Annotated in this window: 11 protein-coding genes; 8 read left to right on the top strand and 3 right to left on the bottom strand. The window is 49.6% G+C overall.

Annotated elements, in window-relative coordinates:
• Positions 1-16: 16 nt before the first annotated feature.
• Complete coding sequence (locus DFR60_RS00760) at positions 17-1228, bottom strand: winged helix DNA-binding domain-containing protein (RefSeq protein ID WP_110321171.1); 1212 nt, start codon at positions 1226-1228, stop codon at positions 17-19.
• A 270-nt stretch (positions 1229-1498) separates the two neighbouring features.
• Between DFR60_RS00760 and DFR60_RS00755 the strand changes: the two genes are divergently transcribed.
• A complete protein-coding gene (locus DFR60_RS00755; protein WP_110321170.1) occupies positions 1499-2662 on the top strand; it encodes a glycoside hydrolase family 88 protein in 1164 nt (387 codons plus the stop codon).
• 17 nt (positions 2663-2679) lie between these two features.
• Positions 2680-4767 (top strand): glycoside hydrolase family 31 protein, encoded by a 2088-nt coding sequence (locus DFR60_RS00750; RefSeq protein WP_243004948.1) that lies wholly within the window; start codon positions 2680-2682, stop codon positions 4765-4767.
• Positions 4768-4817: 50 nt separating this feature from the next.
• On the opposite strand, the gene DFR60_RS00745 is transcribed toward DFR60_RS00750, so the two are convergent.
• The gene (locus DFR60_RS00745; protein WP_110321168.1) at positions 4818-5435 is read right to left on the bottom strand and encodes a YesL family protein; all 618 of its coding nucleotides are present in this window, start codon (positions 5433-5435) and stop codon (positions 4818-4820) included.
• 250 nt (positions 5436-5685) lie between these two features.
• Between DFR60_RS00745 and DFR60_RS00740 the strand changes: the two genes are divergently transcribed.
• Positions 5686-6603: an ABC transporter permease gene (locus tag DFR60_RS00740; RefSeq protein ID WP_110321167.1), complete on the top strand. Its 918-nt coding sequence runs from the start codon at positions 5686-5688 to the stop codon at positions 6601-6603.
• A 17-nt stretch (positions 6604-6620) separates the two neighbouring features.
• Entirely contained in the window at positions 6621-7508 is an 888-nt protein-coding gene (locus DFR60_RS00735) for a carbohydrate ABC transporter permease (protein ID WP_110321166.1), read from the top strand.
• On the opposite strand, the gene DFR60_RS00730 is transcribed toward DFR60_RS00735, so the two are convergent.
• Positions 7505-9781: an AraC family transcriptional regulator gene (locus DFR60_RS00730; RefSeq protein ID WP_110321165.1), complete on the bottom strand. Its 2277-nt coding sequence runs from the start codon at positions 9779-9781 to the stop codon at positions 7505-7507. The genes DFR60_RS00735 and DFR60_RS00730 overlap by 4 nt on opposite strands.
• 196 nt (positions 9782-9977) lie before the next feature.
• Between DFR60_RS00730 and DFR60_RS00725 the strand changes: the two genes are divergently transcribed.
• From DFR60_RS00725 to DFR60_RS00710, 4 genes are read left to right on the top strand one after another with little or no spacing between them, the layout of a single operon-like run.
• On the top strand, positions 9978-11393 hold the full coding sequence (locus DFR60_RS00725) for a DUF6807 domain-containing protein (RefSeq protein ID WP_110321164.1): 1416 nt from the start codon (positions 9978-9980) through the stop codon (positions 11391-11393).
• A complete protein-coding gene (locus DFR60_RS00720) occupies positions 11390-12472 on the top strand; it encodes a Gfo/Idh/MocA family protein (RefSeq protein ID WP_167437471.1) in 1083 nt (360 codons plus the stop codon). Before DFR60_RS00725 ends, DFR60_RS00720 begins: the two co-directional genes overlap by 4 nt.
• Complete coding sequence (locus tag DFR60_RS00715) at positions 12441-14273, top strand: heparinase II/III domain-containing protein (protein WP_110321162.1); 1833 nt, start codon at positions 12441-12443, stop codon at positions 14271-14273. The genes DFR60_RS00720 and DFR60_RS00715 overlap by 32 nt, the downstream gene beginning before the upstream one ends.
• Positions 14270-15931 (top strand): extracellular solute-binding protein, encoded by a 1662-nt coding sequence (locus tag DFR60_RS00710; protein WP_110321161.1) that lies wholly within the window; start codon positions 14270-14272, stop codon positions 15929-15931. The genes DFR60_RS00715 and DFR60_RS00710 overlap by 4 nt, the downstream gene beginning before the upstream one ends.
• The last annotated feature ends 49 nt before the right edge of the window (positions 15932-15980 follow it).

Raw genomic sequence — 15980 nt, 5'->3', positions numbered from 1 at the left:
ACCACCATATACTGGTCTAAAGTTGAGCGATTTCCAGGTTCATCAGCGCCTGCTGCCGGAACGCTGCGTATTCCTCTGCAAGATTCTGAAGCGGCGTTTTCCCGGCGGCATCGGTCCACAGGGTCATTTTGATATCCATTCCTTTGGCCTTCTTTTTCGTTGTCCAGATTCCGATCACCTCCCCGCGGTATACAACCGCTCCCGGGTTGGTCACAAGCTTCCAGATCTGTTTCTGAAGTGTTTTATCGGGTTGAAGAACCGCGCGGTCACGCTGGTCCAGGTAAGGATCGTGCCCTCCGAGCAGCAGGAGGTCCCTCTGCAAATCTCCCGGGTGATTCCCGGTAAAAGAGGCCGGAGCAAAGAGGCGCTCCCTGTCCTCTGACAGGATAAATGCCTTTTTTCCGAAGACTGTGACAGGCTCCATTTCTTCTGAAATGGTGTTCCACATACGCCGCGCCTGTTTGCCGGAGCAGCCCAGCCAGCTTGCAAACATATCGGCGGTCGCCGGTCCATAGCAATGCAGGTATTTTCGGACCAGCTTCTTTTCCGCATCACGATCCGGGGGGAGAGGGCTGCCTGTCCAGTTTTTAAATGAGGTAAACGTCGGGCTGATCCCGTCCCGTTTTCCGAATACAACGAGCCCGTGAAAAGCACACGGCCGAAGCAGAAAGGAGACAACGGCCCCGCCGACGGTCTGGATATCGGGGCTGCCGTACATGGAGGGCTGATTCCATAGCTCCCGTTTTTGGACGGGAATCAGAGGTGTCATCCACCCGGCCAGAGTCTGATCAAGGGCGCTCTTGCTGACGATGACGTGATCGTCCAGCTGTGGAATTACCTGTTTCAGTATTTCGAGCAGGCTGTCAAAATCCATCTGCAGGAAGTCGAGGGCCAGAGCGATTCCCTGCGTGTAAATCCATGGCTCCGGTTCATCCGGTATGAGCGCAGACAGAAAAGCACTGCTCTCCGAAAACGGAAACACGACCGGCGTGCCCCGGTAGCTCCATGCCTGCAGGAGCGTTTTCTGTTCATACAGCAGGTGTTCCATATCCGATAAGGTACAGTCCGGCATCCGGTTAAAGAGTGCGGTTTCCCATGCTCCGGGCGGCGTGTTCTGCATACCGCACGCACCCACCAGCCGGTCTGTTTCCGATTTCCAGTACACGGCATCCAGGTGATGGGAGCGAAGCCTGAAAATTCTGATCTGTTCTATACTCGGTTCTGTCATGGCGTTTTTCCTTTCCTTTCTTTATCCTTATAATACGTTAGAGGGAGGAAAAAAGCAAGATGAGGACAAAAAGTCAAAATCAGAACCTGCGAGTGAAGAATAAGGGAAAGGATGTATAAAAAGTGTACTCAATAGTTAAAAAATGCAGTTTCTTTTCCCTTCTCCTTCTGCTATTTTAATGGTGAACCCAATGTTACACGAAAGCGGTGCCCCCCCGGCGGAGGTTTTGGGCCGGAGCCGCAAAACAGGATGAGAACAGGAGAGAATAGTATGATAAGTCTGCAGGATAACGCCTGGATCGATGAGGCAGTAGAAAAAATTGTGAAAAAAATGGATCTGGTCAGTGAGCGGTCAAGGAACAAGATTCCCTATACGGCCAAAAACGGTGTTCATGATGACAGAAGCAGGGAAGATCAGACATTTTCGGCAGATGATGGGCTGAACTGGTGGTGCAACGGATTCTGGGCGGGCATGCTCTGGCAGATGTACCATGCGGCGGGAAATGAGAAGTATGCGGAAATCGCCCGGATTTCGGAGGAGAAGCTGGACCGGTGTTTCAGCGATTATTACGGGCTGCATCATGACGTCGGCTTCATGTTCCTGCCGAGCGCAGTGGCGGATTACCGTCTGACAGGGAACCCGGATTCGAGGAAACGGGGGCTGCACGCTGCCAATCTTCTGGCAGGCCGGTTCAATCCGGTGGGAAAATTTATCCGCGCCTGGAATGACATTCCGGGCAGCCAGGATGATACGAGGGGATGGGCGATTATTGACTGCTTATTTAATATTCCGCTGCTGTACTGGGCCAGTGAAGAAACGAAGGATCCAAGGTTTGAGCAGATAGCCAAAATGCACGCAGATACGGTTATGGAAACGTTTGTGAGACCGGATGGCTCGGTACGCCACATTGTGGAATTCGATCCGTTTACAGGGGAAATGGTGCGGGATTACGGCGGCCAGGGATATGGCCAGGGATCTTCCTGGACGAGAGGACAGACGTGGGGACTGTACGGCTTCCTCATGAGCTACCGCCATACCGGAAAGCAGGAATACTTAGATACGGCAAAGCGGATTGCCCATTATTTTATCGCCAATATCCCCGAAGACGGCCTGATTCCGGTGGATTTCAGGCAGCCGGCAGCGCCTCTGTGGTATGACGATACGGCCGCTGCGATCGCCGCCTGCGGCCTGCTGGAGATCGCAAAAGAAGTGGGAGACTTAGAAAAAGAGCTGTACGAGAGGGCTGCCCATAAGCTTCTGCATGCATTATGCCGGGAACACTGTGATTTCAGTATGGACAGCGACTGCTTCCTGACAAAATGCACCGGTTCCTATCATAATGAAAAGGATCATGAAATGCCCATTATTTACGGGGACTATTTCTTTATAGAGGCAATGCTTAAGCTGAAGGGGCAGGACGTATTTCTGTGGTAGCAGGAGAGGAAAAGCAGATGGAAAAAATTGCGGAAGGCATTTATAAGATAACGTATCAGAAACCGGAACCATTTACGCCCGTTTCCATGAGGAAAAGTGAGATGGCGGACGGCGCGCTTGAACGGCTGGGGAAGGGAAGGAAAGACGGAGCCGCAGCCCTGCCGTTTGAAGAGACAGAAATTCAGTTTGAGCAGACAGCGCGCGGGATTACGGTGACGCTGCCCATGAAGACGGACGAGGACATCTACGGGTTTGGTCTTCAGCTGTTGAGTCTCAATGCAGCAGGCAGAAAACGATACGTTAAGGTGAATTCTGATCCCAGGATGGATACGGGAGAGAGCCATGCACCGGCTCCGTTTTACGTCTCGACGGCGGGATACGGGCTGTTGGTGGATACGTACCGGTACGCCACTTTTTATATGGGGACGAATACGGAAAAAGGGACATCTGCGGGCAAACGGGAGGTGAACATACCGCATCGGGAATTCAGTGAATCTGCGCTGTACGCATTCAAGCGGGCGAAGGAAGAACGGAAGGTCATTATTGAGATTCCGGCGGCGGGCGGTATCGATCTGTATTTCTTTGCCGGAGACGTGAAGGAAGCCGTGATGCGGTACAACCTGTTTTCGGGAGGCGGCTGTCTGCCGCCCATGTGGGGTCTCGGTATGTGGTACCGCGTATACGGGGGCAGTGATGAGAACCATGTGAAGAAGCTGGCAAAAGGCTTCAGAGAGGATAAAATGCCGGTGGACGTGATCGGGATCGAACCGGGATGGCATTCACACTCGTATTCCTGTACGTATGAGTGGGGATATCTGTTTCCCAATCATCAGGAAATGGTGGATACCCTGAACCAGGAGGGGTATCACGTGAATCTTTGGGAACATATTTTTGTCTATCCGGCTGCACCGTTTTATGAGAAGCTGCTGGATTACAGCGGGGATTATGAGGTGTGGAACGGTCTGGTGCCGGATTTTGCGACGGAAGAGGCCCGCAATATATTTGCAGGCTGGCACGAAGAGCAGTTTATTCAAAATGGAATAGCCGGATTTAAGCTGGACGAGTGTGATAATTCGGATTTCAATCCCTCTAACTGGTCCTTTCCAGATTCCACAAAATTTCCTTCCGGTATGGACGGGGAACAGATGCATAATGCGGTGGGTGTGCTGTATCAGGAGTTGATTTTCAATGCATTTAAGAACAGGGGGATCCGGACGCTGTCTTCAGTCCGCTCTTCCGGGGCTCTCGCGGCACCGCTTCCGTTTGTCCTGTATTCCGATTTATACGGACACCGGGAATTTATCAGAGGAATGGTTACCGCCTCCTTTTCGGGCATGCTGTGGGCGCCCGAGGTGAGGGACTGCGCGAGTGGGGAAGATCTGTTAAGAAGAGTGGAGACGATCGTATTTTCGCCGCAGGCACTGCTAAACTGCTGGAGAATCCCCAATCCGCCGTGGGAACAGGTGTGTATAGAGAAGAATCTGCAAAACGAGGCGATGGAAGAACGGGCGTTTTACATGGATGCCTGCCGGAAGCTGTTTGAACTGCGGATGTCATTGCTTCCATACCTGTACAGCGCTTTTGTGGAGTATCATGAGCTCGGAATACCGCCTGTCAGGGCCATGGCGATTGAGGACCCGGAGGATTATGAGGCACGAGGTATCGATGATCAGTATTTCTTCGGAAGGGACCTTCTGGTGTGTCCGCTGACCCTGGAAGATGGAGATTCGAGGGAGGTATACCTGCCGGCTGGGCTGTGGTATGGCTTTTTCGACGGTCAGCCCTATGAGGGCGGACGGAGATTATCCGTACAGGCGAAAGAGGAGGTTATTCCTGTTTTTGTGAGAGACGGCGCCATAGTTCCCATGGCAGAACCGGTTCTCTGCGTCAGAGAAGATACGGTGTTTGAGATGACAATTCGTTCCTATGGACGGAAAGAGGGGGCGTATACCCTGTATGAAGACGACTTTACTTCCTTCCAGTATGAAAATGAGGGAATGAGAGAAGTGGAGATACGGCGAGGCGGAGATGGTAAGATAGAAATTGCGGGTGGGGAGAATAGCCTGCGGTACCGGTTTAAGGGCAAGACAGAGTTTATTGGATAGATATTAGTAAAAGGGCCTTCTGTGCGGAATATGCAGCACAGAAGGCTGTTTTATATTTCATTGACTGAGCAGTTTTTAAAAATTCGGTTTAGAAGATAAGACTGAAGAAAGACCGGAAGTGCCGGTCCGAATACAATGAGAGGCAAAAAGCGGAAAAGGATGACGAGAGGCAGTGCCACATTTAAGATCAGCAGACAGAACGACCAGTGTAGATTTTGGGAGGCGATTCCCAGGGCGGCCCGAAAGGTACCGCCTATGGTATTGTCGTACTGCGCTGTCAGAGGCAGAAGGTAGACGGCAGCGAACAGGAAGAAAAGCAGAAAACCGGCGATGAGAAATGCCAGAAATCTAAGTGCCAACAGCTCACTTTTTCCAAAGTAGAAAAAGTCTGTACAGCAGACCGCGGTTACAGCGGCAATGAAAAAGAAGAAGAAAGAGGCTTTGGGGAATCCGTTCCGGAAGGCATGAAAATATTCCCTGGTCAGATAGCCTTCTTCGTCCCTGACCAGGCGCAAGGTGGTGTAATAGAGCGCGCAGGTGGAGGCGCCGAGCGTAAAGAGCGGCAGACTTGTAATCAGCCACAGTATATTGAGCCATAAAAGCTTTCCCAGTTTTGCGAGAAAACGGGTCATAGGATTGTCGTAAGAAAAGATGGAATTAAAATTCATGTTTCAGCCCTCCCTGTAATTGCTGCCATAATTATAGGATGAGAAGAAATATGAAACAAGCGGTTCATTAACATTCGAAATCAGATCGTTAAAAAGTGTACAGTACAGCGCCGGATTATAAAATATACTGAAGCAGAAGTTCATTAACTTTTCGGATTACCTTTCCGTGACAGATCTGTTAGGCTTTGAGGGTCAGATATTTGTGAGGACAAAACACATAAAAACAATTGAAAGAAATGGAGATGACACGATGTTCAAAAATTTGCGTTTTGACGTAAAGCGTAACAAGTTCCTTCTTATTCTCTGTGCCCCTGCGATCCTGTGGTTTTGCATCTTTTCCTATGCCCCCCTCTGTGGTCTGGTGGTCGCCTTCCAGAAATACAGTCCGGCGAAGGGAATTTTTGGCAGTGAATTCGTTGGACTTAAGAATTTTGAGTTCTTCTTTGGATCCCAGTCTTTTTTTCGGATCACATTTAATACCCTGTTTCTGAATGCGTTATTCATAATCTCTACAATGGTATGCTCCATACTGATCGCGCTGGCGGTCTCTGAGGTGTCTAACAGGTGGTTTAAGAAAATATCGCAGTCCGTCATTCTGCTGCCCCACTTTATTTCCTGGACGGTTGTTGCCCTGCTCATGGAGGCATTTCTCAAAACAGACGGCGGAATTATTAACCGGTTCATTACATTTCTGGGGTTCGATGTCATTCCTTTTTACCAGAGTCCCAGGGTATGGCCTGCACTGCTCACGTTTCTGCGTGTATGGCAGGGGGCCGGGTACGGTTCAATCGTCTATCTGGCTGCCATCACAGGTCTCGACCAGGAGATGTATGAGGCGGCAAGAGTCGATGGGGCGTCCCGTCTCCAGCGCATCCGATATCTGACCCTGCCGCTTCTTAAGAGCACGGCGGTTCTTCTTTTTATCATGAACGTGGGGAAGATTTTTAACGGAGATTTTGGTATGATCTATACCCTGGTAGGCAACAATTCGGTGCTGTATCCGACCACGGATGTCATCGATACATACGTGTATCGCCAGCTGGTGGAGGCCAATAATATGGGGATGTCCTCGGCGGTGGGGCTCTATCAGTCCATAATGGGCTTTGTTATGGTAATGATTACAAACTTTATAACGAAAAAAGCAGATCCGGAATCGGCGCTGTTTTGAGAGAGGAGAAATGAGATATGAGAAAAGTTAGAGAATCTAAGGGAGACAGAGCTCTTAATACGGCTTTTTACCTGTTTATCACGCTGTTTTCCGTGTTCTGCCTGATTCCGTTTCTGGTGGTGCTGGGCTCGTCTTTTACGGACGAGGTCACTCTGGTGAAAGAAGGATACAACATAATTCCAGCCAGATTTTCCGTGGCATCCTACAAGATGGTGGCGCAGGCATCGGACATTCTCTCTGCCTATAAGGTGACCGTCTTTACGACAACGGTGGGTACCATTCTCTCCATGCTCCTAACCTGTGGCGTGTCATATGCCATGAGTGTGAAGAAGTTGGCGATCCGGGGCGGCTTGGCTATGTTTATCTACTTTACCATGTTGTTTAACGGCGGTCTGGTAGCCAATTATCTGATGATTACGAAGATTCTGCATTTGAAAAACAGCATCTGGGTCCTGATACTTCCCAGCATGGTCAATGCATACAACTGTCTTTTGATGCGTAATTTTTTTAACGGTGTGCCAGCCTCTCTGGCAGAGTCTGCCAAAATTGACGGAGCAAACGATATTATGATTCTTTTTCGCATTATTCTTCCGGTATCTACGCCGGGAATTGCCACCATCGGCCTTTTTTACGCATTAAGCTATTGGAATGAGTGGTATAAGGTGCTTCTATACATATCCCAGGAGAAGCTGTATACCCTGCAGTATCTGATCATGTCGATCCTGAGAAAAGTAAATTATGCGAGCACGCTTCCGGCAACCGCACTGAATGCGCAGGAAACACTGCCGACATACGGGTTCCGAATGGCGGCAGTCGTTGTGACGATCGGTCCGATCATTTTCCTGTATCCGTTTTTACAGAAGTATTTTGTTCAGGGGCTGACGGTTGGTTCCGTCAAAGGTTAAGAGTGAAGCTTTCGATACTGTGTCGGTGTTAAATCCATGTTCTTTTTAAAGAAAGTAAAGAAGTAATTCTTCGTGGTAAATCCCATGCGGTCGCTGATATCCTGTGTTGATAAATCCGTGGTTGTCAGCAGGCCGCAGATTAAATCCAGTTTCTTTTGGTTGATATAAGAGGACAGGGAGATACCCGTTCTTTCCTTATAGATTCCCCTTAGATAATTGACAGATAACCCCACCTCATTGGCCAGGTAGATAACGGACAGATTGGGATCGTAAATGTGGGAATCGACCAGTGCCTCTACTTTGGCAATCAGACGCGCCTTTTCATCCGTACTGCTCATGGAAGCCTTTACGGCTGCGATGGCGTTAAGGCAGCGATCCTGGAACATGGCAGAAAATTCCACCAGGGTTCTGGAAAACATGGTGATATCATCCGGCTCCAGCGGGAGGGGCTCCAGCCCATTTGCATATTCAAATTCCTGAATGGCACAGTGAAGCATCATGAGATAAAGAACGACTCTGGGATAGTCGTAGTCCCGGATTCTGGCGAAAAACGCGTCCAGAGCAGCCGCTGTCTTATCCGGTGCAATATGCTTCATTCCGTTGATGATTTCCTTTTCTGAGTCCTCCGGATACCTCTGCCCTCCTTCTGATGCCAGAACCAGACTGCTATAAAAGTGAAGGGACCCGGGGCCGTCGATGAAACGGCGGTTTAAGGCGCTTTCTGCTTCAGACCGGGCGGAAGGCAGGTCATCCATATCATGGAGGACAGAACTTGCGCCGACGGAGAAGCTGATTTTAAAATGATGTGTAATGAAATCCTGGAGCTGATCTAAGCAGTCCTTAAGAAGAATTTCATTGTATTCGTCAAAGTTCAGTACGTAAATCAGTTTGCTGAAGGATGATTCCATATGACAGAAGGTGTAGTGGCCGGTGAAGAGTTCATCGGCCACATTGCTTATGGCGTACATGAGGAGCTCCGTTTCGTAAGGCGTTTCCGTGGAATGACCGCCCTGATCCAGGCTCATGATCAGAATCATATAGTCTTTCCGGTCAAACATCATGGAAATCTCCGTATAGGCGGCCGGAGTGACGGCATTCGAGCTGCCCTGGATAAAATGAAGCAGATTTTTAAGCTTCCGGTCATTCTTATACGTTTTCATGCGCTGTTCCAGCGTGACATTTTTCTGGAGCATATTGGAATAAATCGAATTCAGCATGGTAAATTCATCCGGCGATCCGGCAGAATGCTCTTGGACGTCCGGCTCAGGGAGCGCACTGATAACCGAATGCGTCAGGGTGTCGATTGGGCGGTATAAAATGATGCTGGCCATGCAGGAGATTACGAGGCATGCGGCCAGATACGCAAGCGATACAAAGAAGGTCACGGTCAGAAGGCCATTGGTGGTATCAATCAGCGAGTAGGGAACCTCTTTGATGGTTATAAGTCCGAGGCTGGATTCCCTTGAGAAACTTACCGTATACCGGCTGCCGTCCCTCCGATGAATTAAATGGCCCGAGCTTCTCGGATTCTCCTGAATCATGGAGAGCAGTTGCGGGTCTGAGTATTCGGAGGCAAACGGGAGACTGCCGTCGGAAGCCAGCACCTGGCCGGAACGGTTCAGAAGGGTGAGACCGCCGGTAGGAAGTGCCTCCGCATCGATATTAATCACCATGGCCCCCGCCTGATTGGAGTAATAGATCAGAGACCAGACCGGTTCTTCTTTTCCGGCACTGATTTCCTTCGAGTACCGGCTGTAGCTGTTGACCAGCCGCGGACTGAAGAGCACAGGGGAGAGGGAAGGCGTTCTGGCAGCCAAAATTCCCAAAAGTTCCTGATCGAAAAAGGTGTCCGTCGTATAAGCGCCGTGGTTGGTCAAAATATAGTCCGCATTAAAGTTGATAAAATAAACGGAGTGGATATAACGGCTGCTGCTTTTTACGGATGAGAGTGTATCAATGGAATTGATCTTGGTATTCATATCGTAAGGCGGGCCGTAAAGCAGCCGGAGAACCTGGGCATTGTTGGATACCAGTGTTCCGGTATGGAGATAGACGTCTTCCAGAATCTCGGAGATGGTCCGTTCAGTGCTCAAAACCTGGCTGTCATTCACTGCCGTCATATTCTCTTTATACTTGGTGTTGATCATCGTTATGATAAAGAATAAAAACAGAAAAAACAGAGCACAGGACACGAAAATGCAGGTGAAGAAGGTCTTCCTGAAAAATCTGCTTTTTTTAAACCCTGCTGTTGCTTCCCGAAATGTTGTGAACATTTTGCCGCCTTCCTTCTACTGTAATAGGTGTTTCCCTTATTCTACAAAAAAGTGCGGTCCGTTTCAATGGAAAAGGCACATTTCATACCCGATTGAGGCATTTTATACCCATTGTATGCTCCTTTTAGCCAGGTATAAAAAGTACAAATAACGGAACTGGTAAGTTTGAAAATTGAAATTTATGAGATGACGGTATATGTTTGGAATAACCCCGGTTGTGACAGATATCCGGGTCAAAAAAATGAGAGGGATGAGAATCATGGATAAGCGGCAGATATCCGTGCAGCTGGAATTAGAAAGGCCTGTGAAGACAGACCGGTGGGTGGTACCGATTCGGCTGACGGTAAATCTATCATCTTTTTTACCGGATGAACTGACCGGTACAGGAGTCATCGATTTAGGAAGTATCGCACTGTGCGAAAAGAAAAGCGGGAAGAATGTGCCGTATCAGTTTTTTCCGGAGCAGCAGGAATTGGGAGCGCGCAGAAAGGCGCAGGGAATATCAATTGGACCCGCAGCAAGGATTTGCTGCAGGGCTGGCGTCCCGTTTGACAGCAGAGGCGAACTCGTGTTTTTCCCTTTAGCGGCTCGTTCAGTCTACCTCCTCACCTTTGACGTGATTTGTTCGGGGCAGGCGCTGCAGTCTCCCTATTTCAATTACCACTATCTTGTGCTGGATGAGAGCAGCAGGCCGCTGCCCGCGCCGGTCTGGCACATGGAAGTGAGTCCGCTGTCTTCCAGAGATGGAGAGCTTCACGTCTGGCAGGAGGGAAAGCTGGTTGCCACATACCATTTTGGGGACGGAAAACAGGGGTATCTCTATCCGTTGCGTACCGTTGACGGAAGAAACGTAGTCTCGATCGGACGATCCGCCGACCCCACTGACAGCCACCGCCATCATAAAGGGCTTTGGTTTGGGTGCCGTGATGTAAACGGAGTGAATTTCTGGGAGGAGGACGGCAGGGGGGTAATCCGGCACAAGAACTTTCCGCTTCTGAAAGGTGGGCCACTGACAGCGGAAATACGGGAGGAGCTGGAATGGATTCAGGAGGAAGAGGTGCTGCTTCAGGAGCGGCGCAGCCTTACCTTCTATCGGGGGGACGAAAGCAGCAGACTGGTTGATGTGGAAATGCGGCTGGTTCCCACAAAGGACACGGTAATCGGCCGGAATCTCTTCGGCTTCATGGCCATGCGGGGCAATCCGGCTCTCGAGCCATTATCGGGGGGCGGCTGCTTAATCAATGGAAATGGGGGGATCAGCGAGGAAGAGATACTGTGGAAACACAGTCCCTGGTGCTGTCTTGCTGGAATCCTTGTATCAGGCTGTAAACATGGCTTCGCCATTTTTGATCATCCGGGGAATCCGGGATATCCTGTGGCATGGCAGGCGCGGGACGACGGCTTTTTCGGACCGGCTCTAGCCTGTGACAAAGAAGTATTTATGGCGAAAGATCAGGAGTTTTGCCTTCGTTACCGGATTCTGCTGTTTCAGGAGGCAGAAGACCGGTTTGAGGCCCTTGTGAAAGACACATGGGAGGGATACAGAAACGATACAACAGGAGTATGGAGCAAAAACCATGCAGAAGAACAAACAGGAAGGAAAGAGGAATGATGGAAGAGGAAGTAAGAGTTGCCTTGATCGGATGTGGGGGGATATGCGGGCCGCATCTGAGGGCCATGAAAAAAAGGCAGGAAGAGCGAGTGACCGTTTTTTGCGATGTAGATGAGGAACGGGCCAGGAGGCGTTCACAGGAATACGGAGTCGGTATTCCTGACATTATGACCGATTACAGGAAGGTGCTGGAGAGACCGGACATCGACGCGGTGCATATACTGACGCCCCATTTCCTTCATCCGCAGATGATCAGAGAGGCTTTGGCTGCGGGAAAATATGTCCTTTGCGAAAAACCCATGGCTGTGACGAAAGCGGATGCGCGGATTCTGGCGGAGACTGAGGCCGATGCCAGACTGGGGTTTGTCTTTCAGAACCGCTATAATCCTGCGACGCGGGAGTGTGTAAGAATGGTACGGTCGGGAGAAATGGGAAAGATTCTGGGGCTGAAAGCAGACGTCTGCTGGAAGCGGGATAAAAACTATTATTCAGATGGTGACTGGAGAGGAACCTGGGAGATGGAAGGCGGCGGATCCCTGATCAATCAGGCGGTCCATACGATTGATTTGATGTATTGCCTGTGCGGACCATTTTCGCGGGTAAAAGGAAGTATTTCACGGGAGCTTAATGCAGATTTTATCGAAGTTGAAGACAATTCCCATGCGGTGTTTCAGTTTAAAAATGGCTGTACCGGACTGCTTCATACAAGCAATAACAATGTGGAAGATTATCCGCCGACCATCGTCATAACCATGGAAAAAGGAAGGCTGGAACTGAGAGGAAACTCTCTCTGGAGAACAACCGGAGACGATGTGGAGATTCTCATAAAAGCGGCTCCTGTAACCAATGGAGCAAAGGCGGTCTACGGCAACAGCCATGAGGCGCTGATAGCAGATTTCTACGGCTGTATGAGAGAGCAAAAACCATTCTGGCTGAATGCCCGGGAAGCCTATCCCTCGATCTGGGCAGTTCTGTCCATCTATGAGTCTTCCTTAAGCGGAAGATGGGTTAATTATCATGAAACAGGCATAAAAGGATGCGAAAACGATGATAGAAGAACTTGTAAACGAGATCGATGAGGTTTCCTGTTTCCGGCCATACGGTCCCGCGGCTGACCGCAGGGCGTGGGAAACAGTTCCGAAAGCATACCGCAGGGCATTGATTGAAGCAGGAGAAGGGTATCTCGGATTTGTTTATCCGCTCCTTCCCGCCGTTAAGTATATGAACTTCTGCCGCAGCGGCAATCAGACGGAGTTTGACGCGCTGTATTTTTCCCGGCGCCGCGCTCTCGCGGATCTTGTGATGGCGGAATGTGCGGAGTATGAGGGGCGTTTTCTTGATGATATCATTAATGGAATCATGGCGGTTTGTGAGGAGAGCGGCTGGCAGGTACCTGCACATAACCGGAAAACGGGCCAGTCCTTTGAATGCCTCCCGGATCCGGATAGGTCTGTTATGGACTTATTTGCCTGTGAGACGGGGGCGCTCCTGGCCATGACATCCTATTTGCTGGAGAAGGAGCTGGATGCAGTGAGCACGCTGATTCGCCGGAGAATTGACATGGAGATACAGAGAAGAATAACGATTCCCTACCTTCATGATTCGTTTGAATGGACAGGCGGAAATGGGATTCGGGTAAATAACTGGACTCCATGGTGCACTCAGAATACACTGATTGCGATTCTTGCAGGTACCAAAGCGGAGGCGGAAGTAAGAAAAAAGGCGGCAGTCAAGGCGGCCATGGGGCTTGATTGTTTTCTGGACAGCTATGGAGAAGATGGGGGCTGCGATGAAGGTCCGGCCTATTACCGCACCGCCGGATTATGTTTTTTCGGTGCGGCAGAAGTGCTGAATCAGGTAACAAACGGATACCTGGAAAGTATTTATGAGAATACCAAAATAAAAAATATTGCGGCCTTTATACTGGACGTTCATATTGCGGACTGTTACTATGCAAACTTTGCGGACTGTGCGCCGCGGCTGAACCGGTCCGGTGTAAGGGAGTATCTGTTTGGAAAGCATACAAAAAATCTTGATATGATGCAGTATGCGGCGGAGGATCACAGGCGGGATCCGGACTTTTTGATGAAGCGGGAGACCAATCTGTTTTATAAGCTCCAGGCCGCTTTTACGGAAGCGGAGATCGCGGCTTTCGAGTCCGCAGGACCGGTTCGGATACGGGATATTTATTATGAAAGCATAGGGCTCTTTCTGGCCAGAGACAAGGAATATTTTCTGGCTGTGAAAGCGGGCGGAAATGACGACAGCCATAATCACAACGACACGGGGAGCATAACTGTGTACCGGAATGGTCAGCCGCTTCTCATCGATGTGGGTCCCGCTGTTTATTTTGGCCAGACATTTTCCGACCGGCGGTATGAACTGTGGTATCTGCAGTCTGCATACCACAATGTGATGACCTTTGGATCGGTCATGCAGATGGCGGGACCGGAGTATGCGGCAAAGACGGAACGAACAGAGTTTACGAAAGAACGGGCTGTAATCGAGATGGAACTGTCTGGCTGCTATCCCTGCGGAAGTGTGGGGAGCTACCGGCGCAGAGTGGAGTTTGATAAAAATAAGGGAATTACGGTTACTGATACCTGCAAAGCCGTTCCTCGTGACGCTTACTCCAGCTTTATGACCAGGGAAAAACCGGTGATTAAGGGGCATTTTATAGAAATCGGCGGGCTTGGAAGGCTGGAGATGAAAGAATTATATAAAATAGAAACAGAAACGATTGAGCTAAAGGATCCAAAGCTTTATACTAATTGGGGACCCTGCATTTACAGAACAAAAATATTTATGCCGGATGATTTTACGTGCAATGAAAAAATAGTGCAAGGGAGCATTTGCTGCCGGATAGGAGAGGTTTTATGAGAGGAAAAAAATTGCTGGCCTGTGTGCTGGCGTTTGCCATGCTGGCGTCGCTTGGCGGCTGCGCAGGAAAGAATGGGAACGGGGAGAGCCAAAAAGAAGAGAAGACATCGGCAGTTTCAGAAAAATCAGGATCGGAAAAAGGAGGATTGGACGAAAAAACTCCGGACGAAGTGACTCTGAACATCATGTTTCGCGGTTCCAGACCGGAGGGCTTCGAGGAGGTTTACGAGGAGTTCCTGAAACGGACAAAGGACGATTTGAATATCAAACTCAATTTTACCTGGGTGGAAAATGCCGACTATAAAGAAAAACTGAATCTGGAGATTATCAGCGGAGCCGATTACGATCTTGTTTATGACGCTTTATGGCTGAATCTGCGGGTACTGGCAGCCGATGATTATTATGCGGATTTGTCGGAATATTTTAACAATCCGGAATATCCGGGATTACAGAAGGCATTTGCTCCGGAGGTCATGGAGAATAATAAATACTATGGAAAAATGTGTTACATCCCATTGATTCGTGGCTATGGAAACGGTGTTCAGGTCGTTCATTACCGTCAGGACTGGGCTGATCAGTGGGGAATCGGACAGATTGACAGCTATGAAAAGCTGGAACAGTACTGGGAGAAGGCCAAATCTGAGAATATTCTTCCCGTGTCCGTCCGCAGCAACCGTGGATTCTGGCAGTTATTTACCTCTGGTGCCTATTATCCGGGCGCCGCGGAAGCGGGAATCATGCAGGTGGCCAGCGCGGGAATCGACTTGTTTTTCTATGTAAAGGATGGCGCGGTTCAGGCCATTGCGCCGTCGGGTGCAGGGGATGAGGCATTTAAAGATTTCCCAGAGGGGTGGAATTACGATTTTACGGTGGAGCGGTACGAAAAATTTGCCGATTGGGCAAAAAAGGGATATATCAGTCCGGATTCCATGACGGTCTCCGACGAGAAGATGCCGTACTGGGCAGGTGAGGCGGCGTCCTATATCGGCACAATCGATGAGGCTGAAAATAATTTTACGCAGATGGCAAAGTACAGTCCTGAGGCGGTAGAAGGAGAATTCGTGTGGGATGACAGAATCAGAGAGATGGAAGACCACGCGATCGTGACAAATTACATGAGCAATAACGGCCTTTGTGTGCCGGAGTCATCTACAAAAAAGGACGATACGATGAGGTTTTTAAACTGGCTGTTCTTATCAAAGGAGAACCATGATCTTTTCGAAATGGGAATCGAGGGAAAGGACTATGAACTGACGGAAGACGGCACCTACATATCACTGAGCGCTTATCCGGATTCCTTTCCCGGCTATGCATTTACATGGACACCATCCTATGTTACCTTCTCAGAACTGACGACTGGAAAAAATCTGGAATACCGCCGGTATGAGCTGAAAGAGGAGAGCTATGTCAGCCAGCCGGTGTGCGGTTTTGCCTTTGATGTGACGGACGTGGATCTGGCCTCCTATGTCGCACAGGTGACTGCCGTGTCAGAAAAGGTGTCAAAGACGAAGTATCATGGAATTTTAAGCGATGGAACGAGAAATTATGATTCCATGCGGGAGATGCTGAAGGTCAATACGGAAGAGTGCTACCAGGCAGGCCTTCAGAACATTATTGATGCATTGTGGAAGCAGCTGGATGAGCATCTGGCTTCCTAGTGCAGAGCTGTGCTGGTCACAAGCCTTATTATATAAGTAAAAATATGCA

Source organism: Hungatella effluvii, from assembly GCF_003201875.1.
GTDB lineage: Bacteria > Bacillota > Clostridia > Lachnospirales > Lachnospiraceae > Hungatella > Hungatella effluvii.
The sequence above is the reverse complement of the archived record's forward strand: the minus strand, read 5'-3'. Positions and strand labels throughout refer to the sequence as shown.

Excerpts from the sequence above, each read along its gene's own strand:
- DFR60_RS00760 (WP_110321171.1), bottom strand. The coding sequence starts at position 1,228 with ATGACAGAACCGAGTATAGAACAGATCAGAATTTTCAGGCTTCGCTCC.
- DFR60_RS00755 (WP_110321170.1), top strand. The coding sequence starts at position 1,499 with ATGATAAGTCTGCAGGATAACGCCTGGATCGATGAGGCAGTAGAAAAA.
- DFR60_RS00750 (WP_243004948.1), top strand. The coding sequence starts at position 2,680 with ATGGAAAAAATTGCGGAAGGCATTTATAAGATAACGTATCAGAAACCG.
- DFR60_RS00745 (WP_110321168.1), bottom strand. The coding sequence starts at position 5,435 with ATGAATTTTAATTCCATCTTTTCTTACGACAATCCTATGACCCGTTTT.
- DFR60_RS00740 (WP_110321167.1), top strand. The coding sequence starts at position 5,686 with ATGTTCAAAAATTTGCGTTTTGACGTAAAGCGTAACAAGTTCCTTCTT.
- DFR60_RS00735 (WP_110321166.1), top strand. The coding sequence starts at position 6,621 with ATGAGAAAAGTTAGAGAATCTAAGGGAGACAGAGCTCTTAATACGGCT.
- DFR60_RS00730 (WP_110321165.1), bottom strand. The coding sequence starts at position 9,781 with ATGTTCACAACATTTCGGGAAGCAACAGCAGGGTTTAAAAAAAGCAGA.
- DFR60_RS00725 (WP_110321164.1), top strand. The coding sequence starts at position 9,978 with ATGTTTGGAATAACCCCGGTTGTGACAGATATCCGGGTCAAAAAAATG.
- DFR60_RS00720 (WP_167437471.1), top strand. The coding sequence starts at position 11,390 with ATGATGGAAGAGGAAGTAAGAGTTGCCTTGATCGGATGTGGGGGGATA.
- DFR60_RS00715 (WP_110321162.1), top strand. The coding sequence starts at position 12,441 with ATGATAGAAGAACTTGTAAACGAGATCGATGAGGTTTCCTGTTTCCGG.
- DFR60_RS00710 (WP_110321161.1), top strand. The coding sequence starts at position 14,270 with ATGAGAGGAAAAAAATTGCTGGCCTGTGTGCTGGCGTTTGCCATGCTG.